The organism is Pseudomonas sp. efr-133-TYG-5, assembly GCF_030209175.1.
Classification (GTDB): domain Bacteria; phylum Pseudomonadota; class Gammaproteobacteria; order Pseudomonadales; family Pseudomonadaceae; genus Aquipseudomonas.
Genome location: NZ_JARVSM010000009.1, coordinates 115438 through 130475, shown reverse-complemented (window position 1 = coordinate 130475; position 15038 = coordinate 115438). Strand labels below are relative to the sequence as shown.

Genomic DNA, 15038 nt, shown 5'->3' with positions numbered 1-15038 from the left:
AAAACCGGGTGAGCGTGTTGGCACGCGAAGGTGACGGTGCGCACATGCTGTGGCGAATGCGATCTGCGCATAGCTGCTACTGCCGCGTTGGCCGGCGGCTTTTCTGTCAGTGCTTTTGGCCGGAATGAGTGCTGCGCCGCTCTGCCTCGCTGGTTAAGATCCGCTCATTCTCTTTTTCGTGTCCGAGGTTTCCATGCGCTTTTGCGATCTGCTCGATGCTGTCCGCCGTCAACCGCAGGTCACCATTCCGGCCGAATGGGGGCAGGGGCGGGCCAGTTTTGGCGGGCTGGTGGCGGCGTTGCAATACGAGGCCATGCGGGCCCGGGTGCCGACTGAGCGCCCGGTGCGGTCGCTGGCGATCACCTTCGTCGGCCCGGTCGAACCTGAGGTGCCGGTGAGTTTCGAGGTCGAGGTGCTGCGTGAAGGCAAGGCCGTCAGCCAGCTACTCGGACGCGCGATGCAGAACGGCCAGGTCGTGACCCTGGTGCAGGGCAGCTTCGGGGCGTCGCGACCGTCGGAAGTGGCGGTGGCGGCGTATCCGGCGCCAGCGACGAAGCATTGGGACGAGTGTCAGGAGCTGCCTTACATCAAAGGCGTGACGCCGGAATTCATGCGGCATCTGGCGATGCGCTGGAGCGTCGGCGGCATGCCGTTCACCGGCAACCCGTCGCGGCAGATGGGCGGCTGGGTGCGCTTGCGTGGGGATGTGAAGGAGGAACCGGTCAGCGAGGCGCATCTGCTGGCGCTGGTCGATGCCTGGCCGCCCGCGCTGTTGCCGTACCTGAAGAAACCGGCACCGGGCAGTACCTTGACCTGGACCATCGAATTTGTGCAGCCGTTACGCGAGTTGAGCACCCTGGACTGGTGCCAATACCTGGCGGACATCGAGTATGCCGCCGACGGTTACGGTCACGTCGCCGCGCATTTGTGGAGCGCCGAGGGCGAGCTGATTGCCATGAGCCGGCAGACCGTGACGATTTTCGCCTGAGTCAATGCCGGCGGTGGCGCTCACGCCAGGCGCGGTACCAGCCGCCGCTGAGAAAGAACCGCGGAAAGGTCAGGAACTGTTCGACCAGCAGCCGCGAAACGGCGTCCTTGCGATCACTGAACGGCTCGGAGGCTTGCGCCTCCAGGCTGTGGCCGTGGCGCTGCAGACCCAGCGCCGCGACGATCCCGATCACGCCAATTGCCACGCTTGCCAGGCTCAGGCTGAACACCCCGGAGACGATCAGCAGAAACGCCACGATGAACAGCGGCACGGCAATCAGGTGCAAGACCAGGTTTGTCGGGTGCTGGTGGTTGTGCGGGTACGCGCGCCATTGCCACGCGGGAAGGTTGGGGTGACGTTTGCCCATGTTGCGACTCCTCATTCCATGTTGGACACATGCCTGAAGAATAGGCCCGGGCGGGAAGGGCGGCGAATCAAGCTTGGCTATGGGCACGATAGGCGTGATGGAGGGAAAGGATCGCCGCTTGCGGCCGCCGCTGCAGACGGCGATCCTGGGTGGGTCAGAGCTTGAGCTGACCTATGGCCCTGCTCAACTCCCCCGCCAACGTCGCCAGCTCATTACTGGTGGTCGCCGAATCCACGGTCTGCTGCACGGTGTTTTCGGTCACATCACGAATACTCACCACCGCCCGGTTCATCTCCTCGGCGACCTGGCTCTGCTGCTCGGCAGCCACGGCAATCTGCGTGTTGCTTTCGCGCATCTGCGCCACCGCGCCGGTGATTTCCGCCAGCGCTTCACCGGCCTCCTGTGCCTGCTGCACACAGTCGTCAGCCTTGTAGGAGCTCTCCTGCATGAAGTCCACTGCGTCACGGGTGCCGGCCTGCAATGCCGAGACCATGGTGGTGATTTCATCGGTCGAGGTCTGCACCCGTTTGGCCAGGTTGCGCACCTCATCGGCGACGACGGCAAAACCGCGGCCCATCTCCCCGGCGCGAGCCGCTTCGATGGCGGCGTTGAGGGCCAGCAGGTTGGTCTGTTCGGCAATACTGTGGATGACGCTGACCACGCCGTTGATCTTCTGGCTGTCTTCGGCCAGGCGCTGGATCATCTGCGCAGTCTGCTGCACGCCGCTGGACAGCCCGGCGATCGAGTGCTGGACCCGGCTCACCACTTGCTGGCCGCTGCCGGCCAGGCCGTCGGCGGTCTGCGACAGATCGCGGGTGGCGCCGGCGTGTTGGGCGATGTGGTAAACGGTGGCGGTCATTTCGTTGATCGCCGTGGCGGCCTGATCGGTTTCGCTCTGCTGGCCGAGCATGCCGTGACGCACCTCGTTCATGCTCGAGGCCAGCCGCGCGGCGCCTACGTCGAGCTGGCGCGCGGTGTTGGCCACGGTGGTGACCACGCGCTGATATCCGGCCTGCATCGCGTTGAACGCATTGGCCATCTGCCCGACTTCGTCCTTGCAGGCCAGCGGCACCCGCGCCGACAGATCGCCGCTTTTCTCCACATGCAGCATCACGTCTTTCAACGTGTTGAGCTGGCTGAGGAGAAAGCGGATGAGCAATTGCGAAGCGCCGAGCATCGCCAGCATCAGAATGAACACCGCCACCGCGTAATTGGCGAAGCGCTCGCCGAACACCTGGCTCAGACTCGGGCCGTAGGCAATCACCGCGACTTGCTGGCCGTCGGCGCGGCTGAACACTTCGGCGCCGAGCAACGGGTTATCGCCGAACAGCGGCAGGTGGCTGATTTCCACCCAGCCGAGGTTGTCGCTGATTTCCAGCAACGGTTGCTCGTTGAGTCGCGGCGCTTCACCGCGTTTGAATGTCAGCATCTGATCGGCCTTGGGCAACGCCTGTCCGGCCGGCCAGGCCTTGAGCAATTGCGCCTGCGCCTGAGCCGAGGCCTGCGCGGCGTGGCTGCGCGCCTGCTGCTCGAGTTGCACGGCGTACAGCACCAACAGCAGGGTGGTGACGAAGGCGACCGCGTTGACCGCCCAGAATTTGTATTTCAGCGAGATATTGCTAAGCCAGGCACCCATGGAGGTCTTCTCTGATAGCGGAAACAGTTTTGGCAAGGTGCCATTATTGTGCCGCTACGGCGGAAGTCGGGCTTGATGTGGGTCAACAGATGCAGAGATCACCGCCTTCGCCAACGCTTGCGCCGAGATGACGAACACTCGGCAGGCTGCGATCTCTTGCGGCTCAGACCACTGCCGGCAAACGGAAAAACGCCCGGGCGCAGGCGGTGGTGTGTGCCGCCAGGTCGGCCTCGGTTTCCCCCCGATGCAGCGCCACTTCGCGCAGCACTTCGCTCAGGTAGGCCGGCTCGTTGCGGCCGTTTTTCGGCTTCGGCCGCAGACTGCGTGGCAGCAGGTACGGGGCATCGCTTTCCAGCATCAGCCGGCCCCGCGGGATGTTCTTGACCAGCGGGTGCAGGTGGGTGCCACGGCGCTCGTCGCAGATCCACCCGGTCATGCCGATGTGCAGGTCGAGATCGAGGTAGCTGAACAGCGCTTTCTGTTCGCCGGTGAAGCAGTGCACCACGGCGGCGGGCAACTGATCGCGAAAGTCTTTGAGAATGTCCAGCAGGCGCGCGCTGGCATCACGCTCGTGAAGGAACACCGGCAATTGCAGCTCCACGGCCAGGGCCAGGTGTTCCTCGAGGACTTTTTCCTGCTGCGCGCGCGGCGAGAAATCGCGGTTGAAATCCAGTCCGCATTCGCCCACCGCGACCATCCCCGTTTCTTTCAGCAGATTGCGCAGGCGTCGCGCGCTGTCGGCGTTCCAGTCGCTGGCCGAATGCGGGTGAATGCCCGCGGTGGCGAACAGGCGCTGGCCACTGTCGTCCAGTTGCCGGCACAGTTGCAGGGCCTCTTCGCTGCCCTCGACGCTGGTGCCAGTGAGCACCAGTTGGCAGACCCCGGCAGCGTACGCGCGCTCGAGCACGGCCTGGTGTTTGTCGGCGAAACTGGGGTTGGTCAGGTTGACGCCGATATCGATGAGTTGCATGGTGCTACCTCGGGCCGAAGGCCGGAAAGCATATCAGAGCTGTAGATTTATAAGAAAAGCCAAGAACTACAACGGCTTATGACTGTCTGTTGAGGCCGCGGGACAACCTGGGTTGGCGAAAATGCCATCACTGTGCCAGTCTCTCGCACTTTACCGGCGCTCCTGGCGCTCTGTTTTCGTCGGTGTCTTTGACCGTTCAGCGGCGAAAACACCCCGTATCCTTTCCGGAGAGTGGATGGTTCGTCCCTCGGTTCTGCTTCTGTTGTGCGGGTCACTGCTGCTGCCGATGACGGCGGTTGCGCGCTTGCCCGGGCCATTGCAGGCCGTGCCGGCCGCCAAGGTCCGCGACCTCAGCGAGATCCGCAGCAGCCGCGTGCTGCGCGTGCTGGTCAACCAGAGCCGCAACAGCTCCGGCGAAGTCCAGGGCCAGGCCATCGGTGTCGAATACCATCGCCTGCGCGCCTTCGAGCAATACCTCAACGGCCACGCCCGCGACGGTCAGGAAATCTCCCTCAAGATCATTCCCAAAGCCAAGGATCAGTTGCTTGGCGCGTTGCAGCGTGGCGAGGGTGATCTGGTGGCGCCGGGTGAGCTGCTGGAGTTGCAACCCGGGCATGCGGTCGCCAGTAGCGAGCCGATCGCCAGCAACGTGCCGCTGGTGCTGGTCGGCATCAAGGGTGAGCGGCGCTACACCAAGGTCGAGCAACTGGCCGGCAAGACCCTGGCCTTACCCACCGGCAGTGCGGCCGGGGAGGCGGTCAGCCAGCTCAACCAGAAACTGGCGCTGCACAAACTGGCGCCGATCAAGGTCGAGTGGGTCGATCCGACGCTGGCGGTCGAGGACGTGCTGGAAATGGTCCAGGGCGGGATCTTCCACCTGACCATCGTCGAGCAACCGATTGCCGAGCGTTGGGGCAAAATCCTGCCCAAGTTGCGTTTCGACCGGCAGTTGATGATCAGCGAACCGGGCGAGGAATACTGGTTCGTGCGCCGCGATGCCTCGATGCTGCGGGCGAGTATCGATCGCTTCCTTTCCGGCTACAAAAAGCCTGCGGATGAAGATGCCGCGTTCTTGCGCATCTACCGCCGTCTCTACCAGGTGCACTATCCGTTGGCCAAGGCTGATCGCCAGCGCCTGGAAAAACTCCGCCCGACCCTGCAGAAGCACGCCGACGCACAGAACATGGACTGGCTCAACCTGGCGGCGCTGGCCTTCAAGGAGTCGGCGCTGCAGCCCAGCGCGCGCAGCGGGGGCGGCCCGACCGGGCTGATGCAGATCACCCCGTCCGCCGCCCAGCGGGTCGGGGTGAACAATATCCAGACGCTCGATGCGAACGTGCAGGCCGGGGCCAAATACCTGGCGATGATCCGCCGCAAGTTCTTCAACAGTCCCAAGCTCAACGAGCGTGAGCGCATGGCATTCACGCTGGCGGCCTACAACATCGGCCCGGAGCGGGTGCAGGGCATGCGCGCCGAAGCGCGGCGGCGTGGCTTGAACCCCAACCAGTGGTTCTTCCAGGTCGAGCGCATCGCCATGGAGCAGGTCGGAATGGGGGCCGTCAGCTATGTTAATAGCGTGAACAAGTATTACTTGGCGTTCGACCGGGAGCGCGAGTCGTTGGAGCCCCGGGGCCAGAAAGTTGCCTCACGCAAATGATCTAATAAACTGATTGTTAAGGCGGAATATTTGCGCTTTTAACATGAAATTTACTGATTAATATAGCGGCCAACCAACACACACTTCCCCCAACAAGGAACGACACACATGAGCTCTCTGATCAACAAGGTCCTGTTCACCCGCGCCGGCTATGGCCTGACCATTCTGCGCATCGCCGTCGGCGTGATCTTCGCCGCGCACGGCTCGCAGAAGCTTTTTGGTCTGTTCGGCGGCTACGGTCTGGCCGGCACTGCGCAATACATGGAAAGCATCGGCCTGACCCCGGGTTACCTGATGGCGACGCTCGCCGGCGGTACCGAGTTCTTCGCCGGCCTGGCCCTGATCATTGGCTTGCTGGTGCGTCCGGCAGCATTGGGCCTGACCTTCCTGTCGCTGGTGGCCATCTTCACCGTGCACATCAGCAACGGGCTGTTCATGGCCAACAACGGCTACGAGTTCGCCCTGGCGCTGCTCGGTGGCAGCCTCGCGGTACTGATCGAAGGTGCGGGCAAGCTCTCGGTGGATCGCGCCATCGCCGGCTGACCGCTCTGGCTCAGGCAAAAGGCCCGCATTGTGCGGGCCTTTTTTTGTTGCGGCTGATTCTTGACACTGGCCAGTCACGTTCTCTAGGATGCCGCTCATGCGCCGATTTAAACAGCTACTTGCGGGGCGCCAGGTGACTCATCCAGTCGCCGTCAGAAGCCGGAACAGGGCTTCGAAATACCGCTAAAGCGCTGGTTCGGTGTTGCCTCTCACCTGCCATGCAGACTTTTGAGGCAGAGACACGACACGATGAATGCACTACGCCCTCCAGCACGTCCCGCGCCGATCACGGCACACGCCACTCAGCGCAACCCAAAAATTCTCCTTGGCGGCAAACACCAGCCGACGCTGTTGCGTTATCTGGATGGCTGGCCACGTCGCAGCGGCGGACCGGCCGCGTTCCTCATCCAGTTTGTCGAAGACGGCGAGTCGCTGGCGCGTTTTGCCGATGACAGTTTCGACCTGGCGGTGATTCAGGCACCAAGCCGCGAAGACGCCCCGGACATGATCAAACAACTGACACGCGTTGCGCGGCAGGGCCTGATCACCCGCCGCTGAAGCGCTCAGGGGTAATCGATCGCCACGATGTAGACGAATTGCTCGCCGGTTGGCGTCTGGACCCGCACTTCGGCGTCCAGCGCCTTGCCGATCAGGGCGCGGGCCAGGGGCGAATCGATGCTGATCAGGCCCAGCTTCAAATCCAGTTCGTCCGGTCCGACGATGCGATAGCGTGATTGCTTGCCGTCCTCATCCTCGATGGTCACCCAGGCGCCGAAATAAACCTTGTTCGGGTCGCTGGGTTTCTCGCTGACCACTTTCAGCGCTTCGAGGCGCTTGGTCAGAAAGCGCACGCGACTGTCGATCTCGCGCAGCATCTTTTTGCCGTAGGTGTACTCGGCATTTTCCGAACGATCACCCTGCGCCGCTGCCTCGCTGACCGCCTGCGTCACCTGCGGGCGGCGCACATGCCACAGCTCATGGAATTCAGCGCGCATCCGCGCTTCACCTTCAGGGGTGATCAGCGCGGTGCCGGCGGTGCGGGGAGGGCGATAACGGCTCATGGCAACTTCTTGTGAGGGAGACGGCTGGAGTCTATCAACCCTCGCGCAACACTGTCAGCGGGCTCGCGTTGAGCGCCCGGCGCGTGCCGAACACCCCGGCGCCACCGATCAGCGCCGCACCCAGCAACGGCAGCACCAGCAGCCACGGATGCGGATGCCACGGCAGGTCGAACGCGTAGCGATACAGCACCAGACTCACCACTTCCGAACCGATCGCGGCGAGCAAGCCGCTGACCGCGCCCAGCAGGCCGAACTCGATCCGCCGCGCCTTGACCAGCAACTGCCGCTCGGCCCCCAGTGCCCGCAACAACGCGCCCTGACGGATGCGTTCATCGAGGGTCGCCTGCAACCCGGAGAACAGCACCGCCATGCCCGCCGCCAGGACAAACAGCAACACGTATTCAACGGCCAGGGTGACCTGGGCGAGGATACTGCGCAGCTGCTCGAGCAAGGCTTCGACCTGGAGAATCGTCACCGCCGGGAACGCTCGCGACAACTCGACAATCTGCTGGTCGTGGCCGGGGGCCAGATAGAAACTGGTCAGGTAGGTCGCCGGTAGATCCTTGAGAGTGCCGGGCTGGAAGATCATGAAGAAATTAGGCTGGAAGTTGTCCCAGTTGATCTCGCGCAGGCTGCTGACCTTCGCTTCGCGATTGACCCCGCCGACGCTGAACACCAGGTGGTCGCCGAGTTTCAGCTTGAGGCTTTCGGCGACTTTGCCTTCCACCGATACGCCGGGCACGTCGTCCGCGGGCTGCTCGGCCCACCACGCACCGGCGGTGAGTGTGTTGCCCGCCGGCAGGTCGGCAGCCCAGGTCAGGCTGAGGTCGCGCTGGATTGCGCGGTCGCCGGCCGAATCCTTGCTGACGATCTGCTGCACCGGTTCGCCGTTGATGCTGATCAGGCGCCCCGGCACCACCGGGTACAGCGGCGCGGCTTGCGCCGAGACGTTGACCAGGTGCTCGCTGAACGCTTGTTTGTCGGCCGGCAGGATGTTCAGGGCGAAGTAGTTCGGCGCGTTTTTCGGCAACTGGTTCTGCCAGGTATCGAGCAGTTCGCCCCGCAGCAAGGCGATCAGCGCCATGGACAACAGGATCAGGCCGAAGGCCAGCGACTGGCCGGCCGCCGCCAGCGGATGGCGCAGCAGTTGCCTGAGCCCCAGGCGCCACGGCAGCGAGGCGCGGGCGAGCAGGCGGCGCAGGCTGTTGAGCAGCAACAGCAGCAAGCCGCCCAGCACCAGCGCGGCGACCACGCCACCGCCGAGCAAGGCAAAGGTCAGCAGCAGGTCGAGGCTCAGGCGCCACATGATCAGGCCGAGCGCACCCAGTGCCGCGCCGTAGACCATCCAGGTGCTTGAAGGAATCGGCAGCATGTCGCGGCGCAACACCCGCAATGGCGGCACGCGCCCCAATGCGGCGAGCGGCGGCAGGGCGAAACCGGCCAGCGCCACCAGGCCAGTGCCGATCCCGGCCATGGCTGGAAACAGGCCGCCAGGTGGTACGTCACTCGGCAACAAATCATGCAACAGCGCAAACAGTCCCAGTTGCGCGAGCCAGCCGAGCAGGGCGCCGCTCACGCTGGCAAGCAGCCCGAGCACGCTCAACTGCAGGCTGAACAGCAACATGGTTTCCCGGCGCGACAGACCGAGGCACCTGAGCAAGGCGCTGGCATCGAAGCGGCGACTGGCGAAACGGTTGGCCGACAGTGCCACGGCGACGCCCGCCAGCAACACCGCGACCAGGCTGGCCATGTTCAGATAGCGCTCGGCCTTGCCCAGTGCGCCGCCGATCTGCCGGTTGCCGTCGCGCGCGTCCTGGATGCGCTGGTTGGCCGCCAGGCCGGGTTTGATCAGTTGCCGATAGGTTTCCAGCGCCTGCGGTTCGCCGCGCCAGAGTTCGCGGTAGCTCACCCGGCTGCCGGGCTGCACCACGCCGGTGGCGGCGAGGTCGTCGAGGTTGATCAGCACCCGCGGCGTGAGGCTGTAGAAATTGCCGGCGCGATCCGGCTCGTAGGTCAGCACACGGGTCAGCTTGAGGGTCTTCATGCCGACGTCGATACTGTCGCCGATCTTCAGATCCAGGGCGGTCAGCAGACGTGCTTCGACCCAGGCTTCGCCGGGCTGCGGTTCACCGCCGGGTTCCTCGGTGGCGAAGGGGGCCGCGGCACTCTTCAGTTCGCCTCGCAACGGGTAGGCGCGATCGACCGCCTTGATGCTCGACAACTGAATGCCGTTGTCGGTGGCGATGACGCTGGAGAACTCCACCACTTGCGCATGATTGAGGCGCAACTCAGTGCCGCTGCGGATCTGTTCCTCGCGTGCCGGCGAGCTGCCTTCGAGCACCAGGTCGGCGCCGAGAAACTCGGTGGCACGCAACATCATCGCGCCGTTCAGGCGCGCGCCGAAGTAACCGATGGCCGTGCTCGCCGCCACTGCCACGATCAGGGCAAAGAACAACACACGCAATTCGCCGGCGCGGGCATCGCGCAGGAGTTGGCGCAGGGCGAGACTGAACAGACGCAACAGCGGCAGACGTGCCATCAAGGCTCCAGAGGGGCGACCAACAGGCCGGCTTCAAGTCGGATCAGGCGCCGGCAGCGATGGGCCAGGCGTTCGTCGTGGGTCACCAGCACCAGGGTGGTGCCGCGTTCCTTGTTCAATTCGAACAGCAAGTCGCTGATGCGCTCGCCGGTGTGACTGTCGAGGTTGCCGGTGGGCTCGTCGGCGAACAGCACGTCCGGTTCGGCGGCGAAGGCGCGGGCAATCGCCACCCGCTGCTGTTCGCCGCCGGAGAGCTGGCGCGGCGAGTGGGTCAGGCGCTGGCCGAGGCCGACCCGTTGCAGCAGTTCGGTGGCGCGGCTGCGGGCGTCTTTGCGGCCATCGAGCTCCAGCGGCAGCATGACGTTTTCCAGGGCGTTGAGGCTGTCGAGCAGCTGGAACGACTGGAAGACGAAACCGACGTGCTCGGCGCGGATGCGCGCGCGCTGGTCTTCATCGAGGTTGCTCAGGGCCTGGCCGGCCAGAACCACTTCGCCACCGCTCGGCAGGTCGAGCCCGGCGAGCAGGCCGAGCAGGGTGGATTTGCCGGAACCGGACGCGCCGACGATGGCCAGGCTGTCGCCCTTGTTCAGTTCCAGGCTGAGTTCGTGCAGGATGGTCAGTTCACCTTCCGCGCTGGGAACCACTTTGCTAAGGTTCTTCGCGGTGAGAATGCTTGCGCCCATGGAGAATCCGATGCGTGTGTGGTTTTTGAGTGCTGGCCTGGCCTTGATGTGCATGGCCCAGAACGCAGCGGCGGGTACAGTCCTGATCGTTGGCGATAGTATCAGCGCCGGTTTCGGGCTGGATACCCGCCTGGGGTGGGTGTCGTTGCTCGAACAACGGCTCAAGGCCGAAGGTTTTGACGACAAAGTGGTCAATGCCTCCATCAGTGGCGACACCAGTGCCGGAGGCCAGGCGCGGCTGCCGGCGCTGCTTGCAGAGCATAAGCCGCAACTGGTGATCCTCGAACTGGGTGGCAATGACGGCTTGCGCGGAATGCCGCCAACGCAATTGCAACAAAACCTTGCGGCGATGATCGACAGCTCGCGAACCAGTGGCGCCAAGGTGCTATTACTCGGCATGCAGTTGCCGCCCAATTACGGCAAGCGCTACACCGATGCCTTCGCCGAGGTCTACGGCAAACTCGCCACCGAGAAAAACATCCCGCTGGTGCCGTTTTTCCTCGATGGGGTGGGCGGTCATCCGGACCTGATGCAGGCTGACGGTCTGCACCCGGCAGCCGGGGCCCAGGGCAAGTTGCTGGAAAATGTCTGGCCGACGCTAAAACCGCTGCTATGAGGCTTTTCTAGCGGCAGGCTTTCGGCTAATGTGGCGCCCCCTTATTTGGAGCCCCCGATGCCGCGTTCCGCCTGGTCCCTGTTCGCCTACCAACTGATCGAGCCTGACGAGCAGCTGGATCTGTTCGCCTGCCAGGAAGTGCGGGTGCATCTGGTGACCCGTCAACTCGAACTCGGTGGCTCGGCGGATCGCACCCTGTGCGGCAGTCTGCTGCCGGCGCAACCGCGCTGGTCGAGCGTGGACCGGCGGGTGTTCCAGGATCAGCGCCTGTGTTCACTGTGCCGGGCGATCCTCGAATCCCAGAAGCGCGGCACTTCGCCGATCTGGCCTGAGCTGCGTTTCGAACTCTAGGATCGAAGGGCATCCACGCGCGGCCTGACCGGCGCGTGCCTCTCCATGAAGAGTTCGGCCTGCCCATCGGCGCATCTCCCCGAATTCCCGAGGCGCGGTGTACAATCGCGTTCTTATACCCTGTTGATCATGCGAAGGATGTTCCGGATGTTGCCGCGCTTTCCTGCCGTCACCCGCTGCCTGTCACTTGCCGCCCTGTGTATGGCCGGTCCCGTTGCTGCATTGGAGTTTCCCCTGCCACCGCCCGGTGAGGACATCATCGGCCAGGTGCAGGTGATCAAGGCCAAGTACGAAGACACCTTCGCCGACCTGGGCACCGCCTATGACCTGGGCTATTCGGAGATGGTCGCGGCCAACCCGGGCGTCGATGCCTGGTTGCCGGGCGCTGGCACCGAGATCGTCCTGCCGACCCGTTTCATCCTCCCGCCCGGGCCGCGTGAAGGCATCGTGATCAACCTCGCCGAATACCGCCTCTACTATTTCCCGAAAGGCCGCAACGTGGTGTACACCTTCCCGTTGGGCATCGGCCGCGAGGGCTGGGGTTCGCCGATTGCGCACACCACGATCACCGCCAAGACGCCGAACCCGACCTGGACGCCGCCAGCCTCGATCAAGGCTGAGCACGCCGCCGACGGTGACCCGCTGCCCAACGTGGTGCCGGCCGGTCCCGACAACCCGCTGGGTCCGTTCAAGTTCAGCCTCGGTACGCCGGGTTACCTGATCCACGGTTCGAACAAGAAGTTCGGCATCGGCATGCGCACCAGCCACGGTTGCTTCCGCATGTTCAACAACAACGTGCTGGAGATGGCCAGCATGGTGCCGGTCGGTACTTCGGTGCGCATCATCAACGATGCCTACAAGTTCGGTCGCAGTGGCGGCAAGGTTTACCTGGAAGCGCACACACCGATCGACGACAAGGGCAACCCGTCGGTGGTCGACAAGCACACCGCCGTGATCAACGCGATGCTCAAGCGTGAAGACATCACCAACAACCTGCGCATGAACTGGGATGTGGTGCGGGATGTGGTGGCGGCCGAAGATGGCCTGCCAACCGAGATCGGCACGCCGAACACGTCGGCGCCGATCGTCTCGAGCGCGCCGATCGACCTGCAATAAGCTGTGCAAGACCAACCCGCCGATGCCTGCATCGGCGGGTTTTTTTGTGCCGTGCAGAAAGGTGCGGGCACAAAAAAGCCGACCCAGGAAATGGGTCGGCTTGATAACAATCCCGAGGGATTATTACTTGCGGCTAGCTTTGTCCAGCATGCGCAGAGCGCGCTCGTTAGCTTCGTCAGCAGTCTGTTGTGCTTTTTGAGCAGCAGCCAGAGCTTCATCAGCTTTACGGTAAGCTTCGTCTGCACGAGCTTGGGCGCGAGCAGCTGCGTCTTCAGTAGCGGTCAGACGTGCTTCGGTTTCTTTCGATGCGCTGCTGCAACCGGTAGCCAGAACTGCGGCCAGAGCCAGAGCAGAGAATTTCAGAACGTTGTTCATCGTGTTCCCCTTCAAGGACTTTCAATTAAGTGGCTGTCTCCTCCGATTGAGGAAATAGCCGGCGTACATACTACCCATTACTTGTAGTAAGTAAACTGACGTAGCGCAAGAAGCAAAAAAAATTGTAGGCGTTGATTCTTTTTCGAGCAACTTTTAACTGCGCTGTATAAAAAATATCCAGCTGCAAGCCCCGCGCTGAGCGAGTTAATGAGAAAAAGTTCCCGTTGTCGGGTGCTGTTTTGCGCGATCTGGCTAAAGTCTGTCTATATCAATTCGTCCACACTTTCATTGCGATTCTGTGAGATGCCTCACCTATCTTTGTCCATCTTGAGGTGACTTTAAAAAAGGCCGCACGTCTTAAGTCTCAACATCCGGCAATGTTCAGGCTTTTGGGGCGGATTCACGCCCGGATCGACCCTGCGTCCACCGCAGTCGCTGCAGCCGTGAGCATGATGACGAGGGCACCTTGAGCATTTGCGCCAATGGTGCCTAATATTTGTTACGTGCTCTGTTGCGCAAGATCGGTGCAGCTGTTTTCGGTGTCCATCAGGCACGGGGTGGCGTAGATGTTCCTTCGCCGGGAAAACATCGGTAAGGTAGGGGTCGCATTAAAGACCCGCGAGGAGTAGTGATGAGCGAGGCGTTGTCCATCCACCATGACCAGGCTGGTCATCAGTTCGAGACCAATGTGGACGGTCATCGTGCCTATCTGACCTATATGGATCTGGGAAAACAGACCCTGGATATCTACCGCACCTTCGTGCCCAACGCCCTGCGTGGCCGTGGCATCGCGGCGGCCCTGACCGAGCGGGCGCTGCAATATGCCGATGAAATGGGCTACACCGTGATTCCGTCGTGCTCCTACGTGGAGCGCTACATGGAGCGCCACCAGCGGCGCACCGCCAAGATCTGAAAAAACCATCGCACACAAAAACGCCGGGCTGAGCCCGGCGTTTTTTTATGCCTGCGAAACCGCGGTCAGCTGCGCTGACGTTTCGGCAGGACATCCTTGAGCTTGGCGTGCATGCTGCGCAAGGTGTTCTCGGTGGCGGACCAGTCGATGCAGGCATCGGTGATCGACACGCCGTATTGCAGGTCGGCGAGGTCTTTCGGGATCGCCTGGCAGCCCCAGTTGAGGTGGCTCTCGACCATCAGGCCGATGATCGACTGGTTGCCTTCGAGGATCTGGTTGGCCACGTTCTCCATCACCAGCGGTTGCAGGGCCGGGTCCTTGTTGGAGTTGGCGTGGCTGCAATCGACCATGATGTTCGGCTTGATCTTCGCCTTGTTCAGCGCCTGTTCGCACAGGGCGACGCTGACCGAGTCGTAGTTCGGCTTGCCGTTACCGCCACGCAGCACCACGTGACCGTAGGCGTTGCCCTTGGTGGTGACGATGGACACGCCACCTTCCTGGTTGATCCCGAGGAAGCGGTGCGGGCTGGAAACCGACTGCAGGGCGTTGATGGCGACGGTCAGGCCGCCGTCGGTGCCGTTCTTGAAACCGACTGCCGAAGACAGGCCGGAGGCCATCTCGCGGTGAGTCTGGGATTCGGTGGTGCGTGCGCCGATGGCCGACCAGCTGATCAGGTCCTGCAGGTACTGCGGGGAGATCGGGTCGAGGGCTTCGGTCGCGGTCGGCAGGCCTTTTTCCGCCAGGTCCAGCAGCAGTTGGCGACCGATGTGCAGACCGTCCTGGATCTTGAACGAGTCGTCCAGGTACGGGTCGTTGATCAGGCCTTTCCAGCCGACGGTGGTGCGCGGTTTTTCGAAATACACGCGCATGACCAGGTACAGCGTGTCGGAGACTTCCGCCGCCAGCACCTTGAGGCGATCGGCGTACTCGTGGGCCGCCTTGATGTCGTGGATCGAGCAGGGCCCGATCACCACGAACAGACGATGGTCGGTGCCATCGAGAATATTGCGGATTACTTCGCGACCTTTGGTGACGGTGCGCAGGGCAGCGTCGCTCAGCGGAATATCACGCTTGAGCTGATCGGGAGTGATCAGGGTCTCGTTGGAGGCGACGTTCAAGTCGTTGATCGGTAAATCAGCCATCGTTTACTCGTCAGGTCACGGGTGCCGGCCGCCAGCGATCCCCGCGCGGCGGAGCACAGCAGATTTAAGCGCGTCGGGGAG

16 protein-coding genes are annotated in these 15038 nt (G+C 62.9%); 8 read left to right on the top strand and 8 right to left on the bottom strand.

What is annotated here, in order from left to right:
- Positions 1–193: 193 nt before the first annotated feature.
- Positions 194–988 (top strand): acyl-CoA thioesterase, encoded by a 795-nt coding sequence (locus tag QRN70_RS25495; protein WP_285420627.1) that lies wholly within the window; start codon positions 194–196, stop codon positions 986–988.
- A gap of 1 nt (position 989) precedes the next feature.
- Here QRN70_RS25495 and QRN70_RS25490 read toward each other — a convergent pair whose 3' ends face one another.
- The 3 genes from QRN70_RS25490 to QRN70_RS25480 form a co-directional block, all read right to left on the bottom strand.
- Entirely contained in the window at positions 990–1355 is a 366-nt protein-coding gene (locus QRN70_RS25490; protein WP_285420626.1) for a DUF962 domain-containing protein, read from the bottom strand.
- Between the two features lie 154 nt (positions 1356–1509).
- On the bottom strand, positions 1510–2991 hold the full coding sequence (locus QRN70_RS25485) for a methyl-accepting chemotaxis protein (protein ID WP_285420625.1): 1482 nt from the start codon (positions 2989–2991) through the stop codon (positions 1510–1512).
- Between the two features lie 163 nt (positions 2992–3154).
- Positions 3155–3961, bottom strand: a complete 807-nt coding sequence (locus QRN70_RS25480; protein ID WP_285420624.1) for a TatD family hydrolase — start codon at positions 3959–3961, stop codon at positions 3155–3157.
- A gap of 235 nt (positions 3962–4196) precedes the next feature.
- On the opposite strand from QRN70_RS25480, the gene QRN70_RS25475 reads away from it, so the two are divergent.
- The 3 genes from QRN70_RS25475 (at position 4197) to QRN70_RS25465 (ending at position 6719) form a co-directional block, all read left to right on the top strand.
- The gene (locus QRN70_RS25475; protein ID WP_285420623.1) at positions 4197–5618 is read left to right on the top strand and encodes an MltF family protein; all 1422 of its coding nucleotides are present in this window, start codon (positions 4197–4199) and stop codon (positions 5616–5618) included.
- 108 nt (positions 5619–5726) lie between these two features.
- On the top strand, positions 5727–6161 hold the full coding sequence (locus QRN70_RS25470) for a DoxX family protein (protein ID WP_007950955.1): 435 nt from the start codon (positions 5727–5729) through the stop codon (positions 6159–6161).
- A 249-nt stretch (positions 6162–6410) separates the two neighbouring features.
- On the top strand, positions 6411–6719 hold the full coding sequence (locus QRN70_RS25465) for a class I SAM-dependent methyltransferase (protein WP_285420622.1): 309 nt from the start codon (positions 6411–6413) through the stop codon (positions 6717–6719).
- Between the two features lie 5 nt (positions 6720–6724).
- Here the strand turns inward: QRN70_RS25465 and greB are convergent, their stop codons facing one another.
- The 3 genes from greB to QRN70_RS25450 are packed head-to-tail and all read right to left on the bottom strand — an operon-like array spanning position 6725 to position 10444.
- Positions 6725–7222 (bottom strand): transcription elongation factor GreB, encoded by a 498-nt coding sequence (gene greB / locus QRN70_RS25460; protein WP_007964774.1) that lies wholly within the window; start codon positions 7220–7222, stop codon positions 6725–6727.
- A gap of 34 nt (positions 7223–7256) precedes the next feature.
- Positions 7257–9761, bottom strand: a complete 2505-nt coding sequence (locus QRN70_RS25455; protein WP_285420621.1) for an ABC transporter permease — start codon at positions 9759–9761, stop codon at positions 7257–7259.
- On the bottom strand, positions 9761–10444 hold the full coding sequence (locus tag QRN70_RS25450) for an ABC transporter ATP-binding protein (protein WP_285420620.1): 684 nt from the start codon (positions 10442–10444) through the stop codon (positions 9761–9763). Before QRN70_RS25450 ends, QRN70_RS25455 begins: the two co-directional genes overlap by 1 nt.
- Positions 10445–10454: 10 nt before the next feature.
- Here QRN70_RS25450 and QRN70_RS25445 point away from each other — a divergent pair, with 10 nt between their 5' ends.
- From QRN70_RS25445 to QRN70_RS25435, 3 genes are all read left to right on the top strand, one after another.
- The gene (locus QRN70_RS25445; RefSeq protein WP_285420619.1) at positions 10455–11060 is read left to right on the top strand and encodes an arylesterase; all 606 of its coding nucleotides are present in this window, start codon (positions 10455–10457) and stop codon (positions 11058–11060) included.
- A 57-nt stretch (positions 11061–11117) separates the two neighbouring features.
- Entirely contained in the window at positions 11118–11411 is a 294-nt protein-coding gene (locus QRN70_RS25440; protein ID WP_007955656.1) for a hypothetical protein, read from the top strand.
- Between the two features lie 147 nt (positions 11412–11558).
- Positions 11559–12527, top strand: coding sequence for a L,D-transpeptidase family protein (locus QRN70_RS25435; RefSeq protein WP_285420618.1), 969 nt, complete (start codon positions 11559–11561; stop codon positions 12525–12527).
- A 123-nt stretch (positions 12528–12650) separates the two neighbouring features.
- Here QRN70_RS25435 and oprI read toward each other — a convergent pair whose 3' ends face one another.
- On the bottom strand, positions 12651–12902 hold the full coding sequence (gene oprI, locus QRN70_RS25430; RefSeq protein ID WP_025113130.1) for an outer membrane lipoprotei OprI: 252 nt from the start codon (positions 12900–12902) through the stop codon (positions 12651–12653).
- Positions 12903–13533: 631 nt separating this feature from the next.
- Between oprI and QRN70_RS25425 the strand changes: the two genes are divergently transcribed.
- Positions 13534–13815, top strand: coding sequence for a GNAT family N-acetyltransferase (locus QRN70_RS25425; protein ID WP_007955658.1), 282 nt, complete (start codon positions 13534–13536; stop codon positions 13813–13815).
- A gap of 65 nt (positions 13816–13880) precedes the next feature.
- Here the strand turns inward: QRN70_RS25425 and QRN70_RS25420 are convergent, their stop codons facing one another.
- Positions 13881–14957 (bottom strand): 3-deoxy-7-phosphoheptulonate synthase, encoded by a 1077-nt coding sequence (locus QRN70_RS25420; RefSeq protein ID WP_007908583.1) that lies wholly within the window; start codon positions 14955–14957, stop codon positions 13881–13883.
- Positions 14958–15038 lie beyond the last annotated feature (81 nt).